Origin of the sequence: Epibacterium sp. Ofav1-8 (assembly GCF_022348185.1) — a bacterium.
Taxonomy (GTDB): domain Bacteria; phylum Pseudomonadota; class Alphaproteobacteria; order Rhodobacterales; family Rhodobacteraceae; genus Epibacterium.
Genome location: NZ_JAKRFD010000020.1, coordinates 1 through 25020 on the forward strand (window position 1 = coordinate 1; position 25020 = coordinate 25020).

The following is a 25020-nucleotide window of genomic DNA, read 5'->3' on the forward strand; positions in this document are numbered from 1 at the left end:
AACCTGAAGGTCGTAGGTTCAAATCCTACTCCCGCAACCAAATTACATATAAATATAAAGACGTTACAGCCGCCAAATGGGCGGCTTCTTTAGTTCGCAACAGCCTCAACCTCCAAAACACAGTGACAGAATAAGCCCGGCCGAATGCCGCCGGAAACCCGCGGCACAGGTCGATTGCCGAATTGTATAAAATCACGCCGGAAGCGGTGGTCAATTCGAGTTGAATCACCTTCAAGCTGCGGACATTTCAGCGGAGTACGTTAAAAGGACATGGGCATCCAGCCGAAGGTGAGATCGTCCAATTGAACGGTTCAAGTCTTTTTAACCAACTCTGCGTTACGTTTGCTATGGCCAAGGAGAAACTTGGCGAACTCTGGGCCAGTCGCCCAGCGAGAGCGAGACATAGCCGATGACGCGAAAGATAATCCGCACAGAGACCGATCTGGCCGTAAATGGAGCGCCCCCTGCGCTAGAGCACCCAACCCATGTCGGGCGCCCAAATATCGCCGACCGGGACAAGTTCATGTGGTATGTCGATGATATTCTGGAGCGGAACTGGCTGACGAACAATGGCCCGCTGGTGTGTGAACTGGAGAGCAGGATCGCCGAATATCTAGGCGTCCGGCACTGTGTAGCCATGTGTAACGGAACCATCGCGCTGGAGGTGGCAATTCGCGCGGTTGGAATGTCTGGCGAGGTGATCGTTCCCTCCTACACCTTTGTTGCCACCGCGCACGCCGTATCCTGGCAAGGGTTGCACCCAGTTTTCGCTGACGTTCGTCGGCAGGATCATTGCATCGACCCCGAGGCCGTTCGCAGGGCGATCACGCCGCGCACAACCGGAATCGTTGCCACGCACCTCTGGGGCGGAACCTGTGACATTGCCGTATTGCAAAAGATTGCACAGGAGCATGGCCTGAAGCTTGTCTTTGATGCGGCGCATGCCTTTGGCTGTTCATATGATGGTCAGCGTATCGGCGGCTTTGGAGACGCCGAGGTATTCAGTTTCCATGCCACCAAGTTCTTTAACACGATAGAGGGCGGGGCGGTCACCACCAATGATGACGCGCTAGCAGATCAGCTCCGCCTGATGCGCAACTTTGGATTTGCCGGTCAGGATAAGGTCATCCACCCAGGAACCAACGGCAAAATGACGGAAGTGAACGCCGCAATGGGATTGGTCAATCTGGATGCCGTGGACGCCGTCATGGCCACCAATAAGGCACGTCACGCTGCATATTCGAATGCGCTGGAGAATATTGCCGGGCTTCGGTTGACCCCGGTTACGCCAGATGAGGAGCGCAATCACCAGTATGTGGTGCTGGAGATCGACGCCAGCTTTCCTCGCACCCGGGATGAGGTCCTCGATGCGCTCACTGCAGAAAACATCCTTGCACGTAAGTACTTCTGGCCGGGCTGCCATCGCATGGAGCCATATCGCTCACTACAGCCCAACGCCGGGCGCTCTTTGCCGGTTACGGAGGATCTCGCCGAACGGGTGATTGTCTTGCCCACCGGTCCGAATATGCCACGCGAGGCGATCAGCGTGGTGCGTGAGGTATGCCAGGTGTTGTCAGGGCAGGTCATCGGGCGGACATCGCCCTATGTGAGTGCACAGATGCGGAGCGTGTCATGAACTGGGATTTTCATGGGCGCGGCAGTTCCCGGTTTAGATTGGCAGGATGAAGAGCTGTGACAAAGGCCAACCCATTTAATCCAGGATTCTACTCTTCCAGTGAGCTCCAAGGTATGGGGTTCAAACATGTTGGTCAGGATGTACAGATCGCCAAAAACTGCACGATCCTTGGTTTGGAAAACATCTCTATCGGAGACAATGTACGCATAGATGGTGGGGCCACCCTGGCTTGTGCAACTGGCGACCTCACCATCGGCAGTTACATCCACATCGGAGGGTACTGCCACCTCACGTGCTCCGGCGGTATCAGGTTGGGCGACTTCAGCGGGTTGTCTCAGGGCGTGCGCATCTATTCTGTGAGTGACGACTACTCCGGAGACTGCCTCACCAACCCGACAGTCCCACGTGCATTCCTGAATGTCACAACTGCAGCTGTCGACATCGGAAAACATGTTATCATCGGCTCAGGAAGCGTCGTGCTGCCCGGTGCATCAATCGGCGACGGCGCATCCATTGGTGCGCTGTCTTTGGTGAACAAGCCCTTGGAACCTTGGGGGGTTTATTGCGGTGCACCTGCACGCAGGCTAAAAGAACGCAGCAAGGCCTTGCTGCAGCAGGAAGAAGAGCTTTTGCAAGCAAGAGGGCGCGTACTGCCGGTTCTGTAGAGGCAATCAGGCGCTTCGGCATTCAAGAAAGACCGAAAGAGCAAACAGGCCCATTTAGGCCTAAGGGGGGACGCAACAACTGACGCCGTCTGCCCGGTGCGCTGAACGCATCACAATTTCAAAATGTCACATATATCCACTCCGGGGCAAGAGATCCACCTCTGCATTTTCGAAACTGATCCTCAGAACGATCTTGTCAACGGCCATCACTGTATCAGCGAAGCTGACGTTCTTGACCTGGATTGTGATGAGAAATTCTACCACATTGCCATAGGATCAACGGTGGCGCGCAGAGACATTCACCAGCGTCTTCAGGGCGAGAATTGTGAGCGATTTTCCAGTTTTGCGCTGACGTCTATCATATGTGACGCCAATACCATCTGGGCTGGGACCGTGGTTGGTATGTGGGCAGTCGTCACCAAGAGCGTGCCCCCGAATACGACAGTTGTCGGAAATCCGGCAGCAGAGTTGAAACGTCGGACCTGAAATGTTGACTGCCAGACCACGGCGAGCCTGGTCTGGCGTGCTTCGGGGTGCGTCTCGGGGTCTGGAGTATCGCTGACTTGACGCGCGGGCGAGGGCTATGCGCGCGCCGGCAGGTCTCGTATCCAGAATTGCAGATCCTTTTTTGTCTCGTCGGCCTGATCTATGTCTTTCCAGGAGAATGCCGCCCTGACGCCGGGCAGGGGCACATATCCGCGTTTCTGCCAGAATGGATCAAGCGGCGCATAGTCGCGTGGGCGCAGCGGATGGGTGTCGGGGCGCAGGACGCTACAGAAGGCCGATTTGGAAAACCCGAGCGCGAGAGCATGCGCCTCGCGCAGGTCAAAGAAACCATGCCCTGCGCCCTGACCACGATAGGCCGGAAGCAGAACCGACTCTGCGCAATAGAAGATCTCCCTCAGATCCAGCCCGCTGCCTGCAAAAGCGGCGGCAAAGTCATCCGCGTGATCGGTCAAGGGGGTTCCGGTTGCCGCTCCGACCAGGCGATCCCCATCAAATGCGCCGACAACCACCGCGCCTGCGCTGTCGCGATAGCTCTGCAAGTACTCACGCTCGTAAGCGAGATCGCCATCATAGAGATAGGGCCAGGCGCGAAACACCTCGATCCGCAGGCGTGCCACATCGTCCAGCGCGGCCTCCAATGCCGCGCCGGTCAGGGGTTCAATCCGCAGGACCATCAGGCAGAGACCTGTTTGATCCAGTCAGAGAGGTTGTAGTAGGTGGTGACGCGGGTGATCAGGCCATCGCGCAGATTGAAAAACGACCCGGCGGGCAGTTTGTAAGTCTGCTGGCGCGCGTCGGGCAGGCCCTCATCGGTCTGCAAGTAGGTGCCATTTACGGTGTATTCCGCCGCCGCTCGTGTCGCGTCCGGGGTGGCGAAGATGACCATGTCGGTCAGCTCTTCACGGTAGCAGTGGCTCATATGCGCACAGAACTCGGCGAATTTTTCTTTGCCGACACGGATATTCCCCTCGTTGACGTGATGGGCCACATCATCGGCGAGGCAGGCAAGCATGCCATCGGTGTCACCGGCGTTGAAGGCGTTGAAATAGCGCGCGATCGTGTCGTTCATTTATGTCTCCGTCGGGTTGCCCCAGCGTGCAATCAGCCGCTCGAGGATCTGGTCTCGGGTTTGCCTGTAGCTCTCTAACTTGGCATTCCGTGACTCGCCGAGCCCAGTTGGGTCCATAATTGGCCAATATTCGACATCGAGGTGAAAAAAACGGGTGAGTTCCAATGCGCGGCGCTGGCTCGCCGGCGAAAGCGCAATCACCAGATCATACGAAGAGATGTCATCGCCCCATTGCTCCATCTCGTCAAAGGAGCGCGAGCGATGCCGGGACAGCTCCACGTCGATCTCCTGACAGACTGCAATGCAAAACCCGTCAATCTCCAGGTCGTTCTTGACCCCGGCGGATTGCACATAGGTTCCGGTGCCATAGAGTTTTTTCATGATCCCCTCGGCCATCGGGGATCGGACCGCGTTGTGGTCACAGCAGAACAAAATGGACTGCGGCAGCTCCGTCACGCATCAGCCTCCGAAGTGCAGAACGCAGATCAGGGTGAACAGGCGACGGGCGGTATCCGTATCCACCTCCGCTTTGCCTTCAAGGCGCTCTTGCAGGACGCGGCTGCCTTCGTTGTGGATGCCCCGGCGGGCCATATCGATGGTTTCGATCTGGCTGGGGGGGAGGGTTTTGACAGCGGTGAAGTAGCTTTCGCAGATCTGGTAGTAATCCTTGACCACCTGACGAAACGGCGACAGCGACAGGTGGAACTCCGCCGCCTTGTCGCCGCCTTCGGTCTGGACGTCGAACACCAGACGTTTTTCGCGGATCGACAATGCGAGGTGATACGGCCCCTCCGGCGTGTCGCGCTCTTCGCGGTTGGGCAGCACAAAGCTATTGTCCTCGATCAGATCGAATATCGCGACTTTGCGTTCCTGCTCGATCTCCGGCGTTGGCGGCGGCAGGTTGCGATCGTCTAGTTCAATTTGGCTGATCCGGCTCATGGCTCTGGTCCCAGTACTGTCTCCCTTCATGACCTAGCGGATCGCTCCGTCTCGCACAATCGCGCGGACGGGCTGACCCTGCGCAATCATTGCGCAAGTGTGACGTCATCGCTGCGTTAATTCAGGCGGGGAGGAGCAAAAGGCACGCTGTCGCGCCTTGGCGTCAACATTCTGTTAACCCTGAGTGGGTTTCATCGTGACATGCCCGAAACTCAAGGGTTTCGGCCAGCAACAGGCTCAGCGCGGCGGAGGGCAGCCCTCCGCGCTGAGCCTTAGCTGTTTTATTGGTTGAGTGCCTCAAGCCGCGCTAGCACCGACAAACCATGCGCTTCGAGGCTTTCGCTCTCTGCCAGCGTCGCAGCCGCGGGTCCGATCGCGCGCAGCGCATCCGGGGTCATCTGGCTGAGCGTGGTGCGCTTGATGAAATCCATCACCGACAGGCCGGAGGAAAACCGGGCTGAACGGGCGGTGGGCAGGACGTGGTTGGGGCCGCCGACATAGTCGCCGATTGCCTCCGGAGTATATTGCCCCATAAAGATCGCACCGGCATGGATGGTTTTCTCGCTCAGCGATTGGGGATCGGCGACGCACAGCTCCAGATGCTCCGGGGCAATCCGGTTGGACAGCGCGGCCGCCTCATCCAGATCCCGCACCACGATGACGGCACCAAAATCGCGCCAGCTGATGCCCGCGATGGCGCGGCGGTCCAGCGTTTCCAGCCGTTTGTCCACCGCAGCCGCGACGGCCTTGCCGAAGTCTGCATCATCCGTGATCAGAATGGATTGTGCGCTCTCGTCATGTTCGGCCTGGCTCAGAAGGTCGAGCGCGATCCAGTCGGGGTTGTTGTCCTTGTCGGCAATCACAAGGATTTCCGAAGGCCCCGCAATCATATCGATGCCGACCTTGCCAAACACACGACGCTTGGCCGCCGCGACAAAGGCATTGCCGGGGCCGGTGATCTTGTCGACAGGGGAGATGGTGTCGGTGCCATAGGCCAACGCGGCCACGGCCTGCGCGCCCCCCACGCGGTAGATTTCGTCCACGCCGGAAATGCGGCAGGCCAACAGAACCAGCGGATTGATCTGCCCGTCCGGGGTCGGCACGGTCACCGCGAGGCGCTCGACACCTGCAACCTTGGCCGGAATGGCGTTCATCAACACGGACGACGGGTAGCTTGCCAGACCACCGGGCACATAGAGCCCCGCCGCAGACACCGCCGACCAGCGCCAACCCAGCGTTGCACCGCTCGCATCGGTCCAGGTCTTGTTCTCGGGCATCTGCTCGGCATGATAGGCGCGAATACGGTCGGCCGCGAGTTCGAGTGCGCTGCGCTCTGCGTCCGATACAGTTGCGATGGCCGCATCGACCTCCGCTGCCGAAATCCGCAGCGCATCTGCATCCTTGAGGGCGAGCCGGTCGAACTTTTCCGTCAACTCCAGCAGCGCGGCATCCCCCCGGTGGCGCACGTCAGCAATGATATCTGCAACAATTGCGTCCACATCCGGGCTGTCCTCACGCTTTGCGCCGAGCAGCGCGGTGAAGGACTGTTCGAAGTCGGCATCGGAAGAGGTCAGAAATACGGGCATTACGGCACTCCTTTGTGCGGAGCCTTACCCTGCCTGTGCGTCTGCCTCAAGTTTGATTGGCAGCAGGTTGAATTCAGTCAACAGCGGCGCGCGCCATTTGCGCAATTCGTTCGGGATCAATGGCCGCATCCAACATGCGGATCATGAGAAGGTCGTGGCGTGCTTCGCCGTCGAGGATCACTGATCGTGGGCGCATCCCAAAAGGCACAAAACCGCAAGCGCGATAGAGCCTGATCGCTGCTGCATTCTGTTGATCTACGCACAGCTCCATCTGTTTCAGATTCAGTGATTGCGCGTGTTGAATGACTGCGGACATGAGTGCGCGCGCAATGCCCTTGCCTTGATATTCCGGAGCGACATAGAGCGGGCCGAGATCACACGTGTGGCGCAATCGCTCGGACCCACCCGGGCGTATCTTTGCAAATCCCGCAAGTTCCGTTCCGATAAAGGCTCCCCAGTACTGCCCCGCCTCGCATCCGGTTGCCAATGTGGCATCAGAGGTTGCGCGCGCTTCTGCGGGCGTGAGCAGGAACGCCCTTGGGAAGCGCTCAAGCCCATCCAGCCACAGGCGGCGAAGGGCGACGACATCCCCCTTCGAGAGTGCGCGTGGTGTCATGTATCGTGCTGTGGCATGTGTTTGGACGGTGCGCGGTAGGGGCGTGTCACGTCCTTGAGCGTGACCTCAAGTGCTTCCACGGACAGGCGGATTGCCCCGTCCCCGGCGAGCGTCAGCAACAGATGCCCGGCGCCATCTTCGCCCGGCTCAAAGGTGATCGACAGCACCGACAGGATCATATCCTTGTCGGTGCGATCAATCCCCTGAGAGGCCACGTTCAGGACGTTTTCGGCAACCAGCACAGATTGTACCCGCTCATAGGCACGCCCACGACGCTCGGCTGCGACGCGGCCTTCCCAGCGAAACCGGTTCAATAGAATGGCGAAGCGGCGCGCAGAGGCGCGCCAGCTCATTTCCGTGACAGGAAACACCGCGTCCTGAACAAGCGAGGAGATGACCTCCAGATCCTCAGCCTCATAGGCACCGAGGTTCAGGGGGCGTTCGCGGCCGTCTTCAAAGCTGGCATCGGACATCAGTCTTCCTTGATGCGTTCGATCTTGGCACCAACCGCAGAGAGCTTGCGCACCACATGTTCATAACCGCGATCCAGGTGATAGACCCGGCTGACGCGCGTTTCACCTTCTGCCGCCAGCCCTGCAAGGATCAGCGATACGGAGGCGCGCAGATCCGTCGCCATCACGGGCGCCCCCTTCAGGCGCTCAACGCCGGTGACCTTGGCGGTGCCGCCATGGACATCAATCTGTGCCCCCATCCGCATCAGCTCCGGGGCGTGCATGAAACGGTTCTCGAAGATCTTTTCTTCCAGCACCGATTCACCCTCGGCGGTGCACATCAATGCCATCATCTGCGCTTGCAGGTCGGTCGGAAAGCCGGGGAAGGGCTCCGTGACCACATCGACGGCTTTAACGCGGCCAGATTTATGGCTCACTTTCAGGCCCGCATCGGTTTCCGAGATCTCCACGCCGGCCTCTTCGAGCTTGGCGCAGAAGGCCTCCAGCAGATTGCGCCGACCACCCAGCAGTTCCACCTCGCCGCCGCAGATCGCGGGCGCCAGCATATAGGTGCCCAGTTCAATCCGGTCGGTGACCACCGGGTGCGTTGCCCCGTTCAGCCGATCAACGCCCTGAATGGTTATGGTGCTGGTGCCGTGGCCCTCGATCTGGGCACCCATCTTGATGAGGCATTCGGCCAGATCGATGATTTCGGGTTCCCGTGCGGCATTCTTCAGAACCGTGGTCCCTTTCGCCAGGGTCGCGGCCAGCAGCGCGTTTTCGGTCGCCCCGACCGATACGATGGGGAAGTCGACAGTGCCGCCCTTGAGCCGCCCACCGGGGGCCTTGGCGTGCACGTAACCATCACGCAGATCCATTTCCGCGCCAAGCGCTTCGAGTGCCTTGAGGTGCAGATCAACGGGGCGCGCGCCAATGGCACAGCCGCCCGGCAGTGAGACGACCGCGTGACCTTCACGCGCCAGCATCGGCCCCAGCACGAGGATCGAGGCGCGCATCTTGCGGACGATATCGTAATGCGCCGTGTGGTTGTCGAGACCATGGCTCGACATGGCCAACACCTGGCCCTCCTGCAACGCGGACACCTCTGCGCCCAGCGATTGCAGCAGCGCGGTCATGGTACGGATGTCGCTGAGGCGTGGCGCGTTGGTCAGCGTCAGCGGGTCTTCGCTCAACAATGTGGCGGGCATCAGCGTCAGGCACGCGTTCTTGGCCCCGGCAATCGGAATCACTCCGTTCAGCGGGCCGTTGCCAGTTACCAGAATCGAATCCATCTGCTCTATCCTTTTGCGTCGCCCGGGGCGTCGTCTTTTTGTGCGGACCGTGCCTTGGCTTGCGCCTTGCGCCGGGCCATATTCGCCTTCAGGGCCGCTTTCAGGCGGTCCTCGCGAGCGGCCTCGGATCGGTTGCCGGAGGGTTTCTTTTTGTCTGCCATAGAGAGTGTCTAACTTAGTCCAAAAAAACCGTCCAGATCCTCTTGCGCTCTTCAGCGAATATGCATAGAAGCCCCTTCACGGCGCTGCTGTAGCTCAGAGGTAGAGCACTCCCTTGGTAAGGGAGAGGTCGAGAGTTCAATTCTCTCCAGCAGCACCATTTCACGACAATTAGCGCATTGAAAAGAAATGGCTTTTCGATAGATTTCTTTCTCCTTGGGGTGTACACGTTAACGTGCAACGCACGGTTTGCACCTGTTTTCCCCGACGTTCAACAGCGATTGTGTGCAAATCGCGTGCAACTAGTTCGTGCGATTCCGGCCCTTGATCGCCCATGAGAAAATATCGATTCGCAAGGTTTTGGGCGTTGATGTTGAAATCGTGCAGCGCACCACTTGCTAGTGGTGCTTGTCTACTCAGCGAGCCGAACGGTAGGCTGAGGTAAGCATGCCGAATATCTCTCGCGCCGCATCAAGGTTTGCGGCTTTCCCCAATATCTCAAATTGGTTACGTCGCTCTCTTGCGATGAAATAGCCCTGCGGTCCGCCGAGGTTATCCGCATCTACAAACTCATCATACATCTGGTCATGCATGGGAGACACGTATAGCGTCGTGTCACTGTCTAGTTGTGCAACCAGAGTAATGTCATCCATGATTTCAGATCCCAACTATAGGTTTAATCGTCGTCCACAGTTTTCGGTGAATCATATTTCTCAATACTTGGCTACCTCTAACGCGACACAGAGAGGACGCGTGATTAGGTCCGCGAAGTTCCCGAAGAAGGTTGAAATCGCGGCGTACTCTCAGGTTCGGGACGCGCTCAAGAAGTCGCTGTTCAAGTCAGATTTCGGTCATAGTGACCTTGGCGTTCTGGCTGATCGTATGGATGCCAAAGCGAGAAGGGAAAGCGGCTGGCATAAGAGTGAAGCTCTCAGATCAGCTCAAGCTGTTCGAGCCTTTCAGGAAACATTCAAGCAAAAATCGTTCAGGAAATACGTCATTGCTCCCGCGCCGAAGAACCTTTCGGTAAGAATTAGCGGGGTAAAGCTTAACGTCTCAATGGACGCCGCGCTTACACAGGATCACAAGGGAACCACATTCGCTGGTGGGTTGATACTGAAGTATGCATTTGGCGCTGATCGTTCGTCGGTCAGTAAAGAACTGGCGAATGCTGCGGGTCTTCTTCTATGGGCGTTGGAGGGCGGTCAGATGGAGCCTTTGCCAAGGTTGTGCATGGCGGTCGATCTAGCAGAGCACAATGCTGTAAAAGCGAGTGCTTCTCACACGCGATTTCGTCAGGATGTTACTGACTCCTGTGCCGAAATCGCAGCGCTGTGGGATGGTATTGAACCACCGGATGACTATGATGGTCCTGATTGGTGCTAACATCCATTAGTGCATCGTCAAATTCACATGCCCTACGCTACGCCTGGTTACCTGTCGTGCTGACCGCTCAACATTCAGCCCGTCGCTCAGACGACCGCCCTCATAGTCTCGCGGCGTTCGTCGGGCTTTGGCATTTGGTCGCCCAGCCGTGAAAAATCCCAACCGTAAACCTTGAGCCGGTCGCCAAGATCTGAGGGCGCAAGTTTGCGGTAGCGCTCTGCGGTGCTGCTGGTGCGCCAGCCTCCAAGGTCCAGCAGCCGCCCATAGTCGCGGGTGGACGCATAGAACCACGTGGCCCATGTGTGGCGCAGGACGTGCGGGGTAACGTCTGCCCCAAGCCGGGCATTCTCGCGGGCGTTGCAAAAGGCTTTCTTGATATGCCCGCCGCTGTTCTCGCGTGCCACATAGGGGTGGCCCTTGTGGTTGCGCAGTAGGGCACCGGATCGCGGCACCCCGTGCGACACGATAAGATCCCGCGCACGCTGCGGCATTTGTACCATGCGGGCGTGGCCGTTCTTTGTCTCGGGCAGCCAGATTTCCCCGGTCGAGGCGTGCCAATAGCGCACATCTGCGGCGAGGGCTTCGGAGGTTCGGCAGCCGGTCCCGATCATAAAGGTCAGGATCACTTTAAGGTGCGGCGGAGCCTGATCGCACAGCGCCTCAAATTCTTCTGGGGTCAGCCATCGCGTTCTCGCACCTTTGGCCTTGAGCCTGCGAAAGCGGCGGTGATCAGCTTTGCCATTGTCGGCCGCCATGTTGATGATCGCGCTGACCGGCGTGATCACCTGCCGGTTTTTGGTCGCGGCCGATCCGTCTGGATAGAGCGTTTCCGCCAGCTGCAGCAAGAAGTGGTTGTCGATGCTCGACACCAGCTGATCCGGGCCGAGGTGCAGCAGGATCTTTTCGAGAAACCGCGTGTCCCCGCCTGTCATCATGTAGTCATGCGCCGCCTCGGCAAAGGTCAGCGTTGCCTTGCTGCCAAGGGCGTGACGTTCGAGGATTTGATGCTCTTTGCGGATCGCCCATGCTTCGGCTTGCCTTTTGTTGCTAAGTCCAGTGCTTTCAAAAATCTTGTGTCCGGCGACGGTGCCCCGTGCGTAGTACGGGCCGTTTTTCGTGCGCTTTGAGAGTTTGAGGGGCATGTGATTTTGTCCTCTAAGAAGGCGGCGCGCAGATCCTCTTTCCGGTACAGGATCCGCACCCGGCCGTGGGCGGCAACATATGGTAATTTCCCTTGCGCTCTGAGGTCATCCAGCTTGCGGCGCGATGTTCTCACGCCAAGGCTTGCCAGGTGAGCCACGGCCTCGGGGGTGGATAGAAGTTCTGCGGTCGGTGTCGGCTGATCTGTCATAGTAGCCCCGTGTGCTTCCCGATGATCACGGCTATGGCTGCGGCAATGCATAGTCCGCCCAGCCATTCAGTTGTTACCAAACCGACGCGAGCAATCTTGAGGCGCAGGTTTTCCGGCTCATTGTCTGTCATAGCGTGCCCTGATCTTTTTTGTGTGCAACTTGCGTAGCACACAAAAAAGTGCATCGACAAGTTAAAAAAACATTGCAAACGCGGATTGCGGCGGTCTAACGATTGGGACGGTGGTTAGGGGCGGGCTGAGTGGTCCGGCAACTAGATTAAGGAAATGAATAATGAACAGCGCCGATATTGATAAGTTATGGAAGGAGCTGGAGGGCCAGGACGAACAGGCATTGCACCGTATTGCTGATCGCTTGGAGGCTTTGGAGGCGGCGGCTAATGCGCCCCGCCGGTCTCTTCGCGGGCAATCTCAAGAGCGCGCTGAGTTAGATGATCTGGCAAACGCTCAAGTGTACGGTGAAGCCTAATTTTTGCCTCTGTGATCGCGTCAGCCCTATGAACTAGGCTGATCGGTACGCCCAGCACGTCGCAGACGCGGAGCATGTTGGCATATGAAAGGGTTGTTCGACCTGAAATAAACTGGCTAAGGCCGTTGCGTGACATCCCAGCCTGGCGGGAAACTTCCGAGAGGTTCATATCTTTCAGGGCCGCAGCCATCCGAAGATTTTTCCGGGCAATGTCAACACGCGGATCGGCCTTCGCGTCTTTGCTTTCCATTATTTTATCCGTTTTATGTGTTCGGTTTTCCAATGCTGCCAGCGCGAATCGCAACGCTGGTGGCCCTCTGCTATGCACTATTTTGTGTGCATAGCAGTTAAGGCATTAGATTGTGCCGCACTTCAAGGATTTTCTTTTTATTGCGGGCATGTTGCACAAAATCGTGCAGCCCTCCTAGGTTTAGTTCTTGCTGCGCACATTAATGTGTGCAATGCAATTTATAGACTACATGTTGGGGCTAAATCGCCCGGTTCTGAAAGGAGCATACAATGCAGGTAAGGAATTCCAGCCCTCAATCGCCGCAGGTCGCACCCGCGATTATTCCCAAATCCACCGAATTTCGTGCTTGGGTGCAGGATTGTCTCGGGGTGCTTGATGTGTCGGCACGGTCGCTGGCCGTATCGGTCGAAATGGGGCCGAACACGCTGCGGACATTCCTGAGCGATCCGACGCGCGGGATCAATATGGACACAGCGAACGTTTTAACGTGCAAACTACATGAAGCCGCGCATGATCAGGGTAAAGTCCTGCCCCGTTTGGGTGCCATCCGTTTGGCGCGGTCAAAAGGAGTGCAGGACAATGTGTAATCCAGACACCTCGGACTTGGTGGATCAGTTGCCGCGCAGTGATCGCCGATTGCTGGACATGATGGCGGTGGAGGCTGAAACCTCGCCTGATGCAATGATGTTGCAGATAACCCGCGCCTATCTTGGCCTGATGCGCGCCGCGCCTGAAACGTTGCCGGATGATCCCTTACGCCGCCGTGCCCAATCTGCGGCCAATCGGAGGGAGAAAACATGATGGGATCCCTTGACGCTCGCGGTTTTGCAACCTTTGCAGCCTATCGCCAGTCCAATGCAAACCCCCGTCACCCGCAATGTGCCCTGGCGCTGCGGCGTATCTGTGGGACGTGTGCCCATTATCGTGGGCAGCTGCGTCCGTCTGACGGTGAACCGGATCGCGCTCGCTGTGAGTATTTTGGCACCGAAAAGACCCCGCGTGCCGATGCTATGCAGTGCCACCAGTGGACAAGGCGAGGCTGACATGCGGGATCCGTTGGCCCCTCTGCGCGCCGAGGTCATGGCGCAACCGCCCGAGGAGCGCGTGGAATATGCGCTTGATCTGTTGCGTCACTACTTGGACCCGGTGCCCGAGTTCTTCACTGGTGTGCATCGCCTTGGATTTGGTCTGCAGCCCGCTGATGTGCGGGTGCTGCGAGCGCTTGATGCGCGGCGCGGGTATATCGTTTCGATGCAAAGCCTGATCGCCGCCCGGTCGTTGGATCGGGCAGTGGATGATTGGGCCCCGCCGCAAAAGGTGATTTCTTGTATCGGGAAGCTGCGCAGTGTCATGAAACAGCGCCGCCTGCCGGTTACGATCATCACATTCAAAACCCTTGGCTATTGCTTAGAAGCGCCCGAGCATTTCCGATTTGAGGACGGGGTGGCCCCGCCGGTGTCATCATGACGCGGGATGATGGTCGCCGCGATCTGGCGAAATCCATTCCGATCATGGACGTGGCACACCGCCTCGGGATCTGCGGCCTGAGCCGCGCCGGTGTCGAGCATGTGGGGGCCTGCCCGGTGTGCGGCGATGGTGGTAAGCGCCACCCTGACAGGTTTGCGATCAATCCGGCACGCGGTGTCTATATCTGCCGCCAGTGTTCCAGCGGCGGTGATGGTCTGGCCCTTGTGCAGTTTGTTCTTAGTTGTGATTTCAAGTCGGCGCTGTCCTATCTGGCCGGTGAGGAAGATATGCAGCCGGATCCAGTGGAGTTGGCCCGACGTCGCGCAGCGGCCGAGGAGCAGGCACGCAAACAGGCGGAGTATGCCGCACGATCGCGCGCCAAGGCGATCCGTGATGCCCGCGAAATTTGGCACGCCGCGCAGCCCGGTGTAGGTACCGCGGCCGAGGCATATCTGTCCGGTCGCGGGATCCATCTGCCCGAGTGGCCGCCAACGCTGCGTTTCTTGCCGGATCATGCTTACCGCAAGCATTTTGCAGATCGGGGGGTGGTCGATTGGTTCCGTGGCCCTTGCATGATCGCGGCCATCCAAGATCAAAACGGCCGGCTGACGGCGGTGCATCAAACCTTTCTGGATCCTGACCGGGTTGGGCACAAGAGCCGGGTGATCGCGCCGGATGGCAGTGCGTGCGACGAAAAGGGCAAGCCGTGGCCTGCCAAGCTGGTGCGCGGATCCAAGAAGGGCGGCGCCATTCGCCTGACGCGGTTCAATGATACGGGCCTGATGATCATGGGCGAGGGGATTGAGACCACACTCTCGCCACTGACGGCCGGGATCCGCCGTGACGCTGTGTATTGGGCCGGTGTGGACCTTGGGAATATGGGCGGCCGGATGGCAAAAGAACAGGGCATCCGCTGGAGCGGCCAGCCCGATCTTGAGGACAGCGAGGCATGGCTGCCGCCCGAGGGGATCACCCGGTTGGTGTTTCTACAGGACGGTGACAGCGACCCCACATCTACCCGCGCAAAACTGCTGTCCGGTCTGCGCCGGGCCGCACATCACCGGCCCGGCCTGAAAGGCTGGATTGTGAAGGCCGAGGATGGCCGAGATTTGAACGACATGCTGCGAAAGGCCCCAGAGAATGACGAATGAAAACGGGATCCGCGAGGCATTTGCGCAGGCTGAACAGGTGGACATGGGCGGCCATGGGCCTGCCGATATGCCCCCGCCATACAGTGAAGTCTCGCAGGATGATCAGGGCAGCCCTCTGCCCCCTTGTGACGAAAACCCGCCAGATGATGCCTATCTGGAGGACAAGCCCGAAGCGAAAGGCGCAGGCTTTCCGTTGACTGACTACGGCAACGGGCAACGCCTTATCCATTATTTTGGGCAGGATTTCGTCTGGGTGCCGCGCCTCGGCTGGTATCGCTGGGATGGTCGCCGTTGGCAGGCGGATGAGGATGAAATCTTGGTGCGCCGGGACGCGCAGCAAATTTCTGACCGCATACTGCACGAAATTCCGTTCGTTGCGCTGGATGATTGGCAACGCGAAGCGCTGGACCTTTGGCGCGAGGTCAAAGCCGAATATCGCAAATTGATCAGCGTGAAGGTCAAAGATCGGGCCGAGGGCGATGCGGAGCGGCTGGAGGAGTTGGAGGGGATCCGCGAAAAAGGTGTGACGGCCGAAAAGGCGCTGGCGGGCCTGAAAAAGAGCCACCGAGATCACGCCAGATCCTCGGGCAACAGCAGCAAGATTTCCAACATGCTGCAGGAGGCGCAACCAGCCAAGGCTGTGCGTGTTGATGATCTGAACGCGGATAAAATGGCGCTGTGCGTTGAAAACGGCGTGTTGCGCTTTGGTATGGCCGAGGATGAACACGCGGCCGAGTGGGGCGAAAGGGCGCAGCTGGTCCCGCGCGTCACGTTGGAGGATCACGCGCGCGCCGACATGATCACCAAAATGGCTCGCGCCAAGTATGACCCGGGTGCGAGTTGTCAAAATTTCCATGCCTTTTTCAAGAGGATCCTGCCAGACCGTGAAATCCGTGACTTTCTGCAGCGCTGGTTTGGCTACAATCTGACCGGCGTGACCACCGAGCAAAAACTGGCGTTTTTTTATGGTGGGGGCCGGAATGGGAAATCCACCCTGATGGATCTGATCGGCCGCATTATGGACGATTACGGAACCACGATCCCGATTGAGACGCTGACCGGATCCGAGCAGCGCAAGGGGTCCGACGCTACTCCTGATTTGGTGCGCTTGCCCGGTGCCCGCTACGTGCGTGCCTCTGAGCCGGAACAGGGTCAGAAGATGAAAGAGGCGCTAATCAAGTCTCTGACCGGCGGTGAGGCCATCATGATCCGCCGTATGATGCAGGAGTTTGTAGAGGTTGTTCCCGAGTTCAAGCTGACCATTGGTGGCAACTATCGACCCGAGGTGCGCGGGGCGGATGACGGGATTTGGCGTCGCATCATGTTGGTGCCCTTCCTCCAGCAGATCCCGCAGGATGAGGTGGATCCCCTCCTGCCGCAAAAACTGTGGGATGAACGGGATGGGATCCTGTCGTGGATGGTGCAGGGCGCATTGGACTGGATGCAGGGGGGATTGCGCCCGCCCGAGGTCATTTTGGAAGCAACCGCCGAATACCGCCTGACAAGTGACCCTGTGCGCCAGTTCCTAGAGGATGAGTGCGAAATCACTGGATCCCCCGAGAATGATGTGATGGCTCGCGTGATGAATGATGCATTCAACGCGTGGCAGCTGGATAACGGCAACGCAGCTTGGACGTCGCGCCACCTATCCAATCAGATGCTTTTGCGGGTCGGCGCGGTCAAAGGGCCGAATGGCGAGACATTCGAGCGCGTCAAATCCAGCAACTATGTCTATCGCGGGATCCGTCTAAAGGATGCCGCTTTGGATCGTCTGAACGTGTACCGGGAACGGCTGGAGGCGTGGAAATGAGCGCGCCAGTCAAACGCCTCAAGATCCTTGTGGGATGCGAAACGTCAGGGATCGCCCGCCGGGCCTTCGACCGTCTGGGGCATGACGTTTGGTCCTGCGATCTGGAGGCGGCCGAGGATGGGTCAAATCGCCATATCCGCTGCGATATTCGCGACGGGATCCTGCATGATGGTTGGGATCTGCTGGCTGTGATGCATCCGCCTTGCACCCGTCTGTGCAGATCCGGCCGCCGCTGGATGTCTGGCCCCGGCAAATGGACGCCACCAAAGAAGCTGCCCAAGGGTCGCACGCTGGACAGTATGCTGGAGGAGTTCGAATTGGGGGTCAGTGTGTTTACCGCCTGTTGGACCGCGCCAATCGAGCGGATCGCCATCGAAAACCCCGAAATGAATGATTTGGCGCGGGATCGGATGCCGCATGATTTGCCGGGGCCGCAACTGGTGCAGCCGTTTTGGTTCGGCGAACCTGCCTACAAATCAACGGGCTGGTATCTGAGAAACCTGCGGCCTCTTGCGCCCACAAATATGCTGGCGGAACCCGAGCGCGATTCCGACGAATGGAAGCGCTGGAACAAGATACACCGAATGTCACCTAGCGCCGAAAGGGCGCGCCTGCGCAGCCGGTCCTTTCCGGGCATGATGGAAGCTGCCGCGCTCCAGTGGACGGGCCAGGCGCTAAAGCAGGTGGCCGCATGATGCACCCCTGTGATTTCTGTCACGCCCCCGTGGCACCCTTTGGCTTTGCCCCCGCGCCCCGTCTCGGGATCCCGGTTCAGCGCCCGATCAAAACCTGTGCGGCCGAGGGGTGCAAAGCCCAGGCGCGCGCCCACTGCAGGGCGCTGGTGGATGCCAAGGATCCACTGGCGCCGCAGCGGGCCACCCGCCGCAAGGCGCCGGATCCCACGCCGGAGGATCGTCAGCCTTCGCTTTTGTGATCTTGGTTGCGCTTGACTTAAAGTCTTCGTTTTACACCTCTGTCCGGCGCAACGCGTACCTTGTTTGGAGAATGACGCCTTCCAGCCCAATCACGACATTCATGCAGGGTGCAGCGAAGGCGCTGCTGCGAGCGCGAGAGCTTTCCCGAAAGCCGTCGTTCAGCAGGCGGTGGCAGCCCTGGCTGATGCTGCGGTCAGCTCCAGGGGCAGCGAAGCGCAGAAAGTGGGCTTTGCAAAGTGCTTCCAGCATGCGCTATGTTCCGATTGCCTCGCATAAGAAGGTGGGTTCTTGTGAAAAAATATTATCAATCAATAGGTTGGAGCTGTCCGGTTCATGGCGGATTCGGAAATCTTAATTTATGCGCGTGGCCGAATTGCGACCATGGTATACAAGAAGACTTCGTTGAAGCTGGGACCCCACCTAGCATGGAGGCCAAGGTTTTTCACAGGGTCTCATGGCATGATCTGAATGGAAATGAATATCACGACTGGCAAACCAATAAGCTACCTACTTGGTTCCAAATGGGTCGCCCTTTCGGCTATTTTGCGGATAAGATCAAAGAGAGCGTGAAACTTGATCAAATGTTCCATTATACATCTGCGGATGGCGCTCTGGCGATCCTTCAATCCGGGCGTATGCGCTTTACGGACTACGCCTATCTGAACGATATGCGAGAGATCACCCACGGTCTTGATGTTATTCGCTCTGTACTCGAAGATGAGACACATACCGCTGGCTCGCCCACTTTGACCAAGCTGAAGGCGCATTTAGAAGATGTAGATCCCTCCTCTCGCTACAACATATATACGACTTCTTTTTCGTCGGATTCTGATAGTCTGAGCCAATTTCGGCTCTATGGTCCCGTAGCGTTGGGATTTGAAGCGAACCCAAACGGCTTCGGTTTCTTCAAGGGCGACATTCGTTTCGATCATGTTGTCTATGACCCAGAAAAACAAGTCCGGCTGATCCAGACATTTTTTGATATCCTGAAACAAAGTGAACAAAAAGACGTAGCATGGATCAAGAGCGACGAATCAAAACTAGCCCCGGCAGACTATCTGACTAGTCACTTGTTGCAAATTGCATCCTTCTTTAAACACCGCGCATTCTCTGATGAGAGAGAAGTCCGACTTGTGTACTCAGAACTATTAGAAAATATGGAAAACTTTAGACAAGAAACTGCAAAGAGGCAGTTTCGGGCTTCCGGTGGTCTGATCGTTCCTTTCACCGACACGTTTAACATGTACGACCCAGCCCCCTTTTCCGATGAAGAGCAACTTCCCCCAAAGCTTCCTCTTAAATCAGTTGTTATCGGTCCAGTGGCACAGGCGGAGGCGCTGGCCAACGGGATGCGCAACTTGCTCAGCGCTGAGGGATATCATGATGTGGAGGTTGCTCTATCTGAGGCGCCGTTCAGAACTTAGTATCTGTTGGAACTTATAGCTCGACTTACCCAATAGCTATGTCCGCTCCGGGCTGGCTGGCGTCACTTGGCGGCTTGGGTCCAGTGCGGATTCGCCGCTACCCGGCTGCCGCGCCGCCGCAAGGCGGCTGTGAGCCCAAATTGACGGATGCTGCGACCTGCCCCCAACGGCAGCTACGCGCAGGACGCTTGTTTTGCTAGGTTCCCCGCGCTCGGTCTTGGTATTCATCTTCCATCATTTGTTCATAGTAGTATTGCTGCTCTAACTCATATATGCGCTGTTTTATTTCAGCAGCGCATTCTGGGCAGGCTTTGTGAAAGTCATAGCCATAGCTGTTGAACACGTCGTAACGGCCTTCTGAGTAGTCGGCTTGGAATGCATCAGAGAAATCTTCCAATTCTTCTTCCAAGAATCTTTCCCCACAGTTTTGACATTGTACTGATGGTTCGAGATGATAGCACAGGTAGCAACGAAAGCCGTCGAACTCTTGGACGAATGTATCTTCCGTGCAATAGCTGCAATTTCGCAAATTATGCGCTTCAATGCCTTCATCCTCAAGGCGAGTTCGAGCGCGCAACAACATCTCTTGATGGTGTTTTCGGTTGCTCAGAAACGCTGCGAGGTCAGCTGGGGCGATGATTTCGTCGATGTTCGTTTCTAGATGGCGCCGATTAAATTCAGCTAGAAATGCGAAAACCTCATGGAAGTTTGCTTCGACTTGGGACAAGTTGAGGGAGAAATCAGAGTGCGTGATTTCGTTCCTGATCGCTATGGCGCGGTTAAGGCGCTTATCATCTTTGGAGGTAAACTCGAATTTACCGATATTCTTATTTTTTAGTCGGCTTATAGCGATTGCGATGGTCACAGAACGTTTCGGATTATCTATGTTCTCATAGATTAGGACGGGATGAATGTCGGCTAAGGCAGCTTTAAGTGCAAGTTCGACGGACTGAACAAGCGCCGAAGCAGCGAACATCCATTGATCTGATTGTTGTTCGGCCAAGCGTGCTTTTTTTGCGGCTTCGCGCAGAAAGCGATGGCTGTTTTCTAACAGTCCAAGCTGGAGAGTCTTCTCCATTCAAATTGCCCTTTGCGCCTGTCTGTTCACTTGTGGGTGATCACATAGGTTCCATGTATGATCGATTTTCTATCTTTCGACAATGTCCACTTCAGATTGGGAGCCGTCATGGCCAGCATGCAATGCCACGATTGGCGGGAAAGTCCGCGTCTCTACCGTTCGACCCTGAGTGTAGGCTGCACCTGCGGCGAAGGGCGGCTTTTGCGTTTGCGTGTGCGGCGTTCCGCCTAAGCCGTGCCGCCAGATCCCGCGACTTTGCAAATGGTGCTTTCTGCGCGTTCCGGACGTCTTCTTGCTTGGTTTGCATGTTACGTCGTCAGGGCGCCGTGCGGCTATTGCGCTGTCACCAAATTTTCAACCCTCCAGCGATCTGAGCTTGCGTCATACCGAAGGTCTGCGCTCCATTGCGTTCGCAGAGTGGCGCCGAAAGCGTTCTGTGCGTCCACCCATGCGGAGACACCGATCAGGCAGTCGTCCCCCTTTTCTTTGGTCGCCAGGATAACCTCGCCACTGCTATACAGAGGACCATCGGGCAGCGCTGGAAACTTTGCGCTGCTGGGGGATTGAAGGCGCTGACGCATGGCGTCCTTTGCCTGCAGGTATGCATCGGGCTTGCTGCATCTAGATTCTGTTTCGCTGTCGTCTTGGCAGGCGGTGACGGTGATGGCTGCGACCGTCAGTGCGGCAAGTGGCATGCGGATCATTGCGCGCTCTCAATCTGTTCAACGTCGCGCGACTATGCGCGAGCACGCTCGATCCCGCAACAGTTGTGCCCCTCGTGCCCCTGTCTCTCGCTGGGATCTGCGCCGGTGGGCGCGGCGAAAGCGGGGCGGATGGCGCGGTTGCGGGAGGGTTTGGCCGGGCAAATTGTCACCAAATCCCCGGACCCCTGCACTCTAATGAGGTCACGCGCCCGCCACTGATCCCGCTAATCCCAAGGTTGGGCGCGATATTCGCGCTGTGATCCCATGGATTTTCTGTTTTTTTCCAACGGAATAAATGATCGCTGGGGTTGTTTGGGATCATTGGGACCAATTTTCAGGGCTGCGCCTATTACGTGAAAAGGGGTGCGGGGTGGCGTGGAAAGGTCGCGCATGTAGGGCGCGAGTATTGGTCCCATTGATCCCAAGTTTGCACGTTTATCAATTAAATCAGTGCCTTAATTTGATCCACTAATCCCACACTGATCCCATTTTAATCCCAAAGGAATGGGATCAGTCCCAATGTTTAATAGATGTTGTGGGTGTATTTGAGGGATTACGCTATATTTGGAGGATTTGCCGTGTTGTCAGGGGCTGAGTTGGGGCGCGCTGCCCTCTATCTGTCGAAATTGAATTTGCAGTTGGTGAAGGCGGCCGGGGCGCGCCGAATGCGCGTGGGCAAAGGTGCCGGTGCGCGGCTGCCGGGGGCGGTGCAGGGGGCGCCGGTTCATTTGGTGGAATTGTCCCGACCGATCCCCGGGGAAAAGGCCGAGCGGGTCACGCCGGTGGGATACAAAACAGCGCGCCGCACTCTGCCGCGTCTGCTGTCTTCTTTGGATCCTGACGATCCGCGCCTGATGGTGGCGCAGCAGATCGCTGATGCGGCCGAGCGCGTGGATGCTGTGCCCGGGTCCAATTTTGCGGGATCGGACAGTAAGGGCGAAATCTCAGACGGTGGCGCAACCACGCGGGTGAAGCATGCGGCGCGCTTGCGTGATTATGAGGCGTTGGCGAATGGCTGGCCTTTGGATCGCCGCAAAGCCCGTGCCAAACGGGTGCCGCTTGTGGCCCTCGCTGTGCGTCGCCGCGTGGCAGGTCGTCATAGTGTGAAGGCGTTTGACGCAGTTCGTCTGGCCTGCGTGGAGTGTCTGAGCCTCGACGAAATCCTGCGCCGCCACGGTTGGCCCGCCCGCATGGAGTACCGCAACAGGGTGCGGGATGCAGTGTTGAAAACGCTTGATCGGATCGCGGTTGAAATGGGTAACACGCCCGCCGCCGAGAAAACGAATTGACAGAAACTGACCGTTTCGCCCATACATTTGAACAACGGCGCAGAGGTGCGCCAGCGACCCGGCAGCCCCTCGGCGCCGGGTTTCTTATTCCAGACATAGGAAACGACATGGGGCGTCTGAAAGGGCCGCCCAAGCGCTTGGGGTTTGCCCCTCGCGCTGTGGGCTATGTGGATCGTTCTGAGGCTGAACGTGCCCGCGACCGGGCAAGGGCCGCAGGTAACAACTTGCGCCACCTCTATCGGCGCAAGCGTTGGCGGGATCTGCGGTTGGAGATCCTGACCCGCGCTGGCTGGATGTGCCAGGGCTGCGAGGTGCCGCACCTTCTGGCAGGCAAAGCGCCTGCCCCCAACAGTCCGGTGGTTGACCACATCGAACCGCACCGGGGAAATCTTGCGCTGTTCTGGGATCCGAACAATCTACAAGCCGTGTGCAAACAGTACCACGACACAGAGAAGCAGCGCGCTGAACATGCGGCCGCCCGGGCATCTGCGCCGGGGGGTGGGTCAAAAGTCTAAAACTGGCGAGCGCGCGAACCCGCACTCCACCGCATTTGGAGATTTTTTTTCCCTATGAGTGACGATTTTCAACAGGAAGACGGCCCCCGTGACCTGTTGGGGGATCCGTATAATCAAAACAGGGAAAGCTGGGGGCGTCCGAAGTTTGAAAAAACTAAGGAAAAACAAGAGGCTGTCATTGCGTTGTCGGCGGCTGGCTGGACCCAGCAGAGGATTGCGCGTTATCTGGGGTGCGATGTTAAGACGTTGCGAAATCATTTTTCCCTAGAGCTAACCGAGGCATCGGATCGGGTCGAGGGTGAGGCGATTTTGGCTATCCACCGGCGGATGCGCGACGGCAACGTGACGGCCGCAAATCGTGTGATCGCGATGGCAGAAAAGGGTCGCGCCGCACCACCTCTGCGCCCTACACAGCCCGAGGCAGACACGCCCGAGCAGGAGAAATCCCTGCCGAAAGGCAAGAAAGAGCAGCTGGCAGAGGCTGCGCAAAAACCCACCGGGCGGTGGGGCAGCATCCTGCAATAAATGCCGTTTGATTTTGCCTGCCCCGATTGGGAGGACCGGCTAAAGGCCGGGTTGCCGCCGATCCCGGATCTACCGCTGGATGAGGCGGCGGCCGGGAAGGCGGTGGATGTTTTTAATGAACTGCGGCTGCCTGATGTGCCAGGGCAGCCGCGCATGGAAACCGCCTGCGGCGATTGGTTCCGTGCGCTGGTGCGGGCGGCCTTTGGCAGCCGGGATCCTGAGACCGGCGATAACCGGGTGGGCGAGATCTTTTGCCTCGTCCCAAAGAAGAACAGCAAAACCACCAATTCAGCGGCGCTGGGGATCACGGCGCTGCTGATGAACCAAACGCCTAACGCCACGATGTTGATCGTTGGTCCGACAAAGGATGTGGCGGATACCTGTTTCAGCCAGATGGCGGGCATGATCGAGGCTGATCCCGAGGATCCCGAGACGGGCCGCAGTTACCTGCAGGACCGTTTCAACGTGCGCGAGGGCACGCAGGAAATCGTTGATCGCTGGACCGGCGCCACGCTGGCGGTCAAGTCGTTTGATCGCAAGGTGGTGACGGGCAAGATCCCGAAATTGGTGATCATTGACGAATTGCACGTGCTGGGCGGCAACGCCTACGCGGCCAAGGTGTTGGCGCAGCTGCGCGGCGGGATGATTACCCAGCCGGACACGCTGCTGCTGGTCATCACCACGCAAAGCGATGAGCCGCCAAAGGGCGTGTTTCGTCAGGAACTGAAGTACGCCCGAGAGGTGCGCGACGGAAAGCACAAGGGCGGCCGCCTTTTGGCGATGCTCTATGAGTTTCCCGAGGCGCTCCAAAAGAGCAAGGATAAGGCGTGGCGCGATCCGCGCCTTTGGCCGATGGTGCTGCCGAACCTCGGCCGATCCATCACCATTGATCGCCTGATGAACCTCTACCGCATGGCCGAGGCCAAGGGGATTGATGAGGAGTTGGTTTGGGCCACCCAGCATCTGAATATTCAGATCGGGATGGGCACCCACGCGGAAACGTGGATTGGCGCGAGCGTCTGGCCGCAGGATGTGCCGCTGGTTACGCTGGATCAGCTGCTGGAGCAGTCGGACTGCATCACGGCCGGGATCGACGGCGGCGGTCTGGATGACCTTTTGGGGCTGGGACTGGTGGGGCGCCACAAGGAAACACGGCGTTGGTACGGATGGGCGCGCGCCTGGGCGCAGCCCGAGGTTCTAAAGCGGCGCCAGGACATTGCCAGCCAGCTGGAGGACTTCGCGAAACAGGGCGATGTGATCCTGTGCGATGACGCCTCGCAGGATTTGCGCGAGGTGGCCGAGATTTGCAGCCGGGTCCACAAGGCGGGGTTGTTCCCTGAGAAATACGGGATCGGTCTGGATCCCGCCGGGATCACGGCGCTGGTTGATGAACTGGTGGCGCGGGAAATGCAGGATGATCTGCTGTCCTCGATCAGCCAGGGGTGGCGTCTGTCGCCAGCCATTCAGGGGCTGGAGCGCAAGCTGCGTGATGGGTCATTCGTGCCCTGCGGTCAGGAAATGCTGACATGGTGCGTCGGCAACGCAAAAACCGTGGATCGCGGCAATGCGGTGGCGGTTGAAAAGGCGGTTTCGGGCCGCGCCAAGATCGATCCCCTGATCGGGATTTTCAACGCGGTTTTTCTGATGAGCCGCAATCCGGTCGCCAGGGGTGGCGGCCTGGATGATTTTCTAAGCAATCCGGTGTTGGTGATATGATCGCAGCGAGA

General features: G+C 58.0%; 29 protein-coding genes, 1 tRNA gene and 1 pseudogene. 16 read left to right on the forward strand and 15 right to left on the reverse strand.

Annotation, left to right across the window (positions count from 1 at the left end; all coding sequences use genetic code 11):
• Positions 1-523: 523 nt before the first annotated feature.
• Both MHM97_RS21830 and MHM97_RS21835 read left to right on the forward strand, forming a co-directional pair.
• Positions 524-1636 carry an aminotransferase class I/II-fold pyridoxal phosphate-dependent enzyme gene (locus tag MHM97_RS21830; protein WP_239325622.1) on the forward strand — a complete coding sequence of 371 codons (1113 nt, stop codon included), beginning with the start codon at positions 524-526 and terminating at the stop codon, positions 1634-1636.
• Positions 1637-1692: 56 nt separating this feature from the next.
• Positions 1693-2301 carry an acyltransferase gene (locus tag MHM97_RS21835; RefSeq protein WP_239325625.1) on the forward strand — a complete coding sequence of 203 codons (609 nt, stop codon included), beginning with the start codon at positions 1693-1695 and terminating at the stop codon, positions 2299-2301.
• Between the two features lie 581 nt (positions 2302-2882).
• Here MHM97_RS21835 and MHM97_RS21845 read toward each other — a convergent pair.
• The 9 genes from MHM97_RS21845 to MHM97_RS21885 all read right to left on the reverse strand — a co-directional run bounded on the left by MHM97_RS21845 (position 2883) and on the right by MHM97_RS21885 (position 8923).
• Positions 2883-3482 carry a GNAT family N-acetyltransferase gene (locus tag MHM97_RS21845; RefSeq protein WP_239325628.1) on the reverse strand — a complete coding sequence of 200 codons (600 nt, stop codon included), beginning with the start codon at positions 3480-3482 and terminating at the stop codon, positions 2883-2885.
• Positions 3482-3877, reverse strand: a complete 396-nt coding sequence (locus MHM97_RS21850) for a ketosteroid isomerase-related protein (RefSeq protein ID WP_239325631.1) — start codon at positions 3875-3877, stop codon at positions 3482-3484. The genes MHM97_RS21845 and MHM97_RS21850 overlap by 1 nt, the downstream gene beginning before the upstream one ends.
• Positions 3878-4333 (reverse strand): arsenate-mycothiol transferase ArsC, encoded by a 456-nt coding sequence (locus tag MHM97_RS21855; protein ID WP_239325634.1) that lies wholly within the window; start codon positions 4331-4333, stop codon positions 3878-3880.
• 3 nt (positions 4334-4336) lie between these two features.
• Entirely contained in the window at positions 4337-4816 is a 480-nt protein-coding gene (locus tag MHM97_RS21860; RefSeq protein ID WP_239325636.1) for a UPF0262 family protein, read from the reverse strand.
• A gap of 281 nt (positions 4817-5097) precedes the next feature.
• A complete protein-coding gene (gene hisD, locus MHM97_RS21865) occupies positions 5098-6402 on the reverse strand; it encodes a histidinol dehydrogenase (RefSeq protein ID WP_239325638.1) in 1305 nt (434 codons plus the stop codon).
• Between the two features lie 73 nt (positions 6403-6475).
• Positions 6476-7018: a GNAT family N-acetyltransferase gene (locus MHM97_RS21870; protein ID WP_239325640.1), complete on the reverse strand. Its 543-nt coding sequence runs from the start codon at positions 7016-7018 to the stop codon at positions 6476-6478.
• Positions 7015-7491 (reverse strand): DUF2948 family protein, encoded by a 477-nt coding sequence (locus MHM97_RS21875; protein ID WP_239325643.1) that lies wholly within the window; start codon positions 7489-7491, stop codon positions 7015-7017. Before MHM97_RS21875 ends, MHM97_RS21870 begins: the two co-directional genes overlap by 4 nt.
• Positions 7491-8762 (reverse strand): UDP-N-acetylglucosamine 1-carboxyvinyltransferase, encoded by a 1272-nt coding sequence (gene murA / locus MHM97_RS21880; protein ID WP_239325645.1) that lies wholly within the window; start codon positions 8760-8762, stop codon positions 7491-7493. The genes MHM97_RS21875 and murA overlap by 1 nt, the downstream gene beginning before the upstream one ends.
• Positions 8763-8767: 5 nt before the next feature.
• Positions 8768-8923: a hypothetical protein gene (locus tag MHM97_RS21885; RefSeq protein WP_239325647.1), complete on the reverse strand. Its 156-nt coding sequence runs from the start codon at positions 8921-8923 to the stop codon at positions 8768-8770.
• Between the two features lie 83 nt (positions 8924-9006).
• Between MHM97_RS21885 and MHM97_RS21890 the strand changes: the two genes are divergently transcribed.
• Positions 9007-9081, forward strand: a tRNA-Thr gene (locus tag MHM97_RS21890).
• Positions 9082-9337: 256 nt separating this feature from the next.
• Here the strand turns inward: MHM97_RS21890 and MHM97_RS21895 are convergent.
• A complete protein-coding gene (locus MHM97_RS21895) occupies positions 9338-9574 on the reverse strand; it encodes a hypothetical protein (RefSeq protein WP_239325649.1) in 237 nt (78 codons plus the stop codon).
• Between MHM97_RS21895 and MHM97_RS21900 the strand changes: the two genes are divergently transcribed.
• The gene (locus tag MHM97_RS21900; RefSeq protein ID WP_239325651.1) at positions 9564-10307 is read left to right on the forward strand and encodes a hypothetical protein; all 744 of its coding nucleotides are present in this window, start codon (positions 9564-9566) and stop codon (positions 10305-10307) included. The genes MHM97_RS21895 and MHM97_RS21900 overlap by 11 nt on opposite strands.
• An 86-nt stretch (positions 10308-10393) precedes the next feature.
• On the opposite strand, the gene MHM97_RS21905 is transcribed toward MHM97_RS21900, so the two are convergent.
• Both MHM97_RS21905 and MHM97_RS21910 read right to left on the reverse strand, forming a co-directional pair.
• Positions 10394-11449, reverse strand: coding sequence for a tyrosine-type recombinase/integrase (locus MHM97_RS21905; protein WP_239325653.1), 1056 nt, complete (start codon positions 11447-11449; stop codon positions 10394-10396).
• A gap of 604 nt (positions 11450-12053) precedes the next feature.
• Positions 12054-12395: a helix-turn-helix domain-containing protein gene (locus MHM97_RS21910; RefSeq protein WP_239325655.1), complete on the reverse strand. Its 342-nt coding sequence runs from the start codon at positions 12393-12395 to the stop codon at positions 12054-12056.
• Between the two features lie 269 nt (positions 12396-12664).
• Here MHM97_RS21910 and MHM97_RS21915 point away from each other — a divergent pair, with 269 nt between their 5' ends.
• From MHM97_RS21915 to MHM97_RS21945, 7 genes are all read left to right on the forward strand, one after another.
• A complete protein-coding gene (locus MHM97_RS21915; RefSeq protein WP_239325657.1) occupies positions 12665-12982 on the forward strand; it encodes a hypothetical protein in 318 nt (105 codons plus the stop codon).
• Complete coding sequence (locus tag MHM97_RS21920; protein ID WP_239325659.1) at positions 12975-13196, forward strand: hypothetical protein; 222 nt, start codon at positions 12975-12977, stop codon at positions 13194-13196. Before MHM97_RS21915 ends, MHM97_RS21920 begins: the two co-directional genes overlap by 8 nt.
• A 243-nt stretch (positions 13197-13439) precedes the next feature.
• Positions 13440-13862, forward strand: a complete 423-nt coding sequence (locus MHM97_RS21925) for a hypothetical protein (protein ID WP_239325661.1) — start codon at positions 13440-13442, stop codon at positions 13860-13862.
• Positions 13859-15013 carry a DUF7146 domain-containing protein gene (locus tag MHM97_RS21930; RefSeq protein ID WP_239325663.1) on the forward strand — a complete coding sequence of 385 codons (1155 nt, stop codon included), beginning with the start codon at positions 13859-13861 and terminating at the stop codon, positions 15011-15013. Before MHM97_RS21925 ends, MHM97_RS21930 begins: the two co-directional genes overlap by 4 nt.
• Entirely contained in the window at positions 15003-16823 is a 1821-nt protein-coding gene (locus MHM97_RS21935) for a DNA primase family protein (protein ID WP_239325664.1), read from the forward strand. The genes MHM97_RS21930 and MHM97_RS21935 overlap by 11 nt, the downstream gene beginning before the upstream one ends.
• Positions 16820-17518, forward strand: a complete 699-nt coding sequence (locus MHM97_RS21940; RefSeq protein ID WP_239325665.1) for a hypothetical protein — start codon at positions 16820-16822, stop codon at positions 17516-17518. The genes MHM97_RS21935 and MHM97_RS21940 overlap by 4 nt, the downstream gene beginning before the upstream one ends.
• Complete coding sequence (locus MHM97_RS21945; RefSeq protein ID WP_239325666.1) at positions 17515-17757, forward strand: hypothetical protein; 243 nt, start codon at positions 17515-17517, stop codon at positions 17755-17757. Before MHM97_RS21940 ends, MHM97_RS21945 begins: the two co-directional genes overlap by 4 nt.
• 31 nt (positions 17758-17788) lie before the next feature.
• Here the strand turns inward: MHM97_RS21945 and MHM97_RS21950 are convergent, their stop codons facing one another.
• Entirely contained in the window at positions 17789-18007 is a 219-nt protein-coding gene (locus MHM97_RS21950) for a hypothetical protein (protein WP_239325667.1), read from the reverse strand.
• 41 nt (positions 18008-18048) lie between these two features.
• On the opposite strand from MHM97_RS21950, the gene MHM97_RS21955 reads away from it, so the two are divergent.
• Positions 18049-19182 (forward strand): DUF2971 domain-containing protein, encoded by a 1134-nt coding sequence (locus MHM97_RS21955; RefSeq protein WP_239325668.1) that lies wholly within the window; start codon positions 18049-18051, stop codon positions 19180-19182.
• A 196-nt stretch (positions 19183-19378) separates the two neighbouring features.
• On the opposite strand, the gene MHM97_RS21960 is transcribed toward MHM97_RS21955, so the two are convergent.
• Together MHM97_RS21960 and MHM97_RS21965 are read right to left on the reverse strand one after the other, a co-directional pair.
• Complete coding sequence (locus tag MHM97_RS21960; protein WP_239325669.1) at positions 19379-20260, reverse strand: hypothetical protein; 882 nt, start codon at positions 20258-20260, stop codon at positions 19379-19381.
• Positions 20261-20592: 332 nt separating this feature from the next.
• Positions 20593-20964: a hypothetical protein gene (locus MHM97_RS21965; protein ID WP_239325670.1), complete on the reverse strand. Its 372-nt coding sequence runs from the start codon at positions 20962-20964 to the stop codon at positions 20593-20595.
• Positions 20965-21629: 665 nt separating this feature from the next.
• On the opposite strand from MHM97_RS21965, the gene MHM97_RS21970 reads away from it, so the two are divergent.
• The 4 genes and pseudogenes from MHM97_RS21970 (at position 21630) to MHM97_RS21980 (ending at position 25009) form a co-directional block, all read left to right on the forward strand.
• A complete protein-coding gene (locus MHM97_RS21970; protein ID WP_239325672.1) occupies positions 21630-22253 on the forward strand; it encodes a hypothetical protein in 624 nt (207 codons plus the stop codon).
• Positions 22254-22359: 106 nt separating this feature from the next.
• A pseudogene (locus MHM97_RS22930) lies at positions 22360-22434 on the forward strand (hypothetical protein); the annotation flags it as partial.
• Positions 22435-22822: 388 nt separating this feature from the next.
• On the forward strand, positions 22823-23293 hold the full coding sequence (locus tag MHM97_RS21975; RefSeq protein ID WP_239325674.1) for a hypothetical protein: 471 nt from the start codon (positions 22823-22825) through the stop codon (positions 23291-23293).
• Positions 23294-25009 carry a terminase large subunit gene (locus MHM97_RS21980; protein WP_239325676.1) on the forward strand — a complete coding sequence of 572 codons (1716 nt, stop codon included), beginning with the start codon at positions 23294-23296 and terminating at the stop codon, positions 25007-25009. It abuts the gene before it with no gap.
• Positions 25010-25020 lie beyond the last annotated feature (11 nt).

Bases quoted from the DNA above. Each gene is read 5' to 3' on its own strand.
- hisD (WP_239325638.1), bottom strand. From the start codon at position 6,402: ATGCCCGTATTTCTGACCTCTTCCGATGCCGACTTCGAACAGTCCTTC.
- MHM97_RS21900 (WP_239325651.1), top strand. From the start codon at position 9,564: ATGTCATCCATGATTTCAGATCCCAACTATAGGTTTAATCGTCGTCCA.
- MHM97_RS21980 (WP_239325676.1), top strand. From the start codon at position 23,294: ATGCCGTTTGATTTTGCCTGCCCCGATTGGGAGGACCGGCTAAAGGCC.
- MHM97_RS21885 (WP_239325647.1), bottom strand. From the start codon at position 8,923: ATGGCAGACAAAAAGAAACCCTCCGGCAACCGATCCGAGGCCGCTCGC.
- MHM97_RS21860 (WP_239325636.1), bottom strand. From the start codon at position 4,816: ATGAGCCGGATCAGCCAAATTGAACTAGACGATCGCAACCTGCCGCCG.
- MHM97_RS21915 (WP_239325657.1), top strand. From the start codon at position 12,665: ATGCAGGTAAGGAATTCCAGCCCTCAATCGCCGCAGGTCGCACCCGCG.
- MHM97_RS21895 (WP_239325649.1), bottom strand. From the start codon at position 9,574: ATGGATGACATTACTCTGGTTGCACAACTAGACAGTGACACGACGCTA.
- MHM97_RS21925 (WP_239325661.1), top strand. From the start codon at position 13,440: ATGCGGGATCCGTTGGCCCCTCTGCGCGCCGAGGTCATGGCGCAACCG.
- MHM97_RS21945 (WP_239325666.1), top strand. From the start codon at position 17,515: ATGATGCACCCCTGTGATTTCTGTCACGCCCCCGTGGCACCCTTTGGC.
- MHM97_RS21975 (WP_239325674.1), top strand. From the start codon at position 22,823: ATGAGTGACGATTTTCAACAGGAAGACGGCCCCCGTGACCTGTTGGGG.
- MHM97_RS21905 (WP_239325653.1), bottom strand. From the start codon at position 11,449: ATGCCCCTCAAACTCTCAAAGCGCACGAAAAACGGCCCGTACTACGCA.
- MHM97_RS21930 (WP_239325663.1), top strand. From the start codon at position 13,859: ATGACGCGGGATGATGGTCGCCGCGATCTGGCGAAATCCATTCCGATC.
- MHM97_RS21940 (WP_239325665.1), top strand. From the start codon at position 16,820: ATGAGCGCGCCAGTCAAACGCCTCAAGATCCTTGTGGGATGCGAAACG.
- MHM97_RS21910 (WP_239325655.1), bottom strand. From the start codon at position 12,395: ATGGAAAGCAAAGACGCGAAGGCCGATCCGCGTGTTGACATTGCCCGG.
- MHM97_RS21935 (WP_239325664.1), top strand. From the start codon at position 15,003: ATGACGAATGAAAACGGGATCCGCGAGGCATTTGCGCAGGCTGAACAG.
- MHM97_RS21875 (WP_239325643.1), bottom strand. From the start codon at position 7,491: ATGTCCGATGCCAGCTTTGAAGACGGCCGCGAACGCCCCCTGAACCTC.
- MHM97_RS21965 (WP_239325670.1), bottom strand. From the start codon at position 20,964: ATGATCCGCATGCCACTTGCCGCACTGACGGTCGCAGCCATCACCGTC.
- MHM97_RS21850 (WP_239325631.1), bottom strand. From the start codon at position 3,877: ATGAACGACACGATCGCGCGCTATTTCAACGCCTTCAACGCCGGTGAC.
- MHM97_RS21960 (WP_239325669.1), bottom strand. From the start codon at position 20,260: ATGGAGAAGACTCTCCAGCTTGGACTGTTAGAAAACAGCCATCGCTTT.
- MHM97_RS21870 (WP_239325640.1), bottom strand. From the start codon at position 7,018: ATGACACCACGCGCACTCTCGAAGGGGGATGTCGTCGCCCTTCGCCGC.
- murA (WP_239325645.1), bottom strand. From the start codon at position 8,762: ATGGATTCGATTCTGGTAACTGGCAACGGCCCGCTGAACGGAGTGATT.
- MHM97_RS21830 (WP_239325622.1), top strand. From the start codon at position 524: ATGTGGTATGTCGATGATATTCTGGAGCGGAACTGGCTGACGAACAAT.
- MHM97_RS21950 (WP_239325667.1), bottom strand. From the start codon at position 18,007: ATGCTGGAAGCACTTTGCAAAGCCCACTTTCTGCGCTTCGCTGCCCCT.
- MHM97_RS21845 (WP_239325628.1), bottom strand. From the start codon at position 3,482: ATGGTCCTGCGGATTGAACCCCTGACCGGCGCGGCATTGGAGGCCGCG.
- MHM97_RS21920 (WP_239325659.1), top strand. From the start codon at position 12,975: ATGTGTAATCCAGACACCTCGGACTTGGTGGATCAGTTGCCGCGCAGT.
- MHM97_RS21970 (WP_239325672.1), top strand. From the start codon at position 21,630: ATGCGCGTGGGCAAAGGTGCCGGTGCGCGGCTGCCGGGGGCGGTGCAG.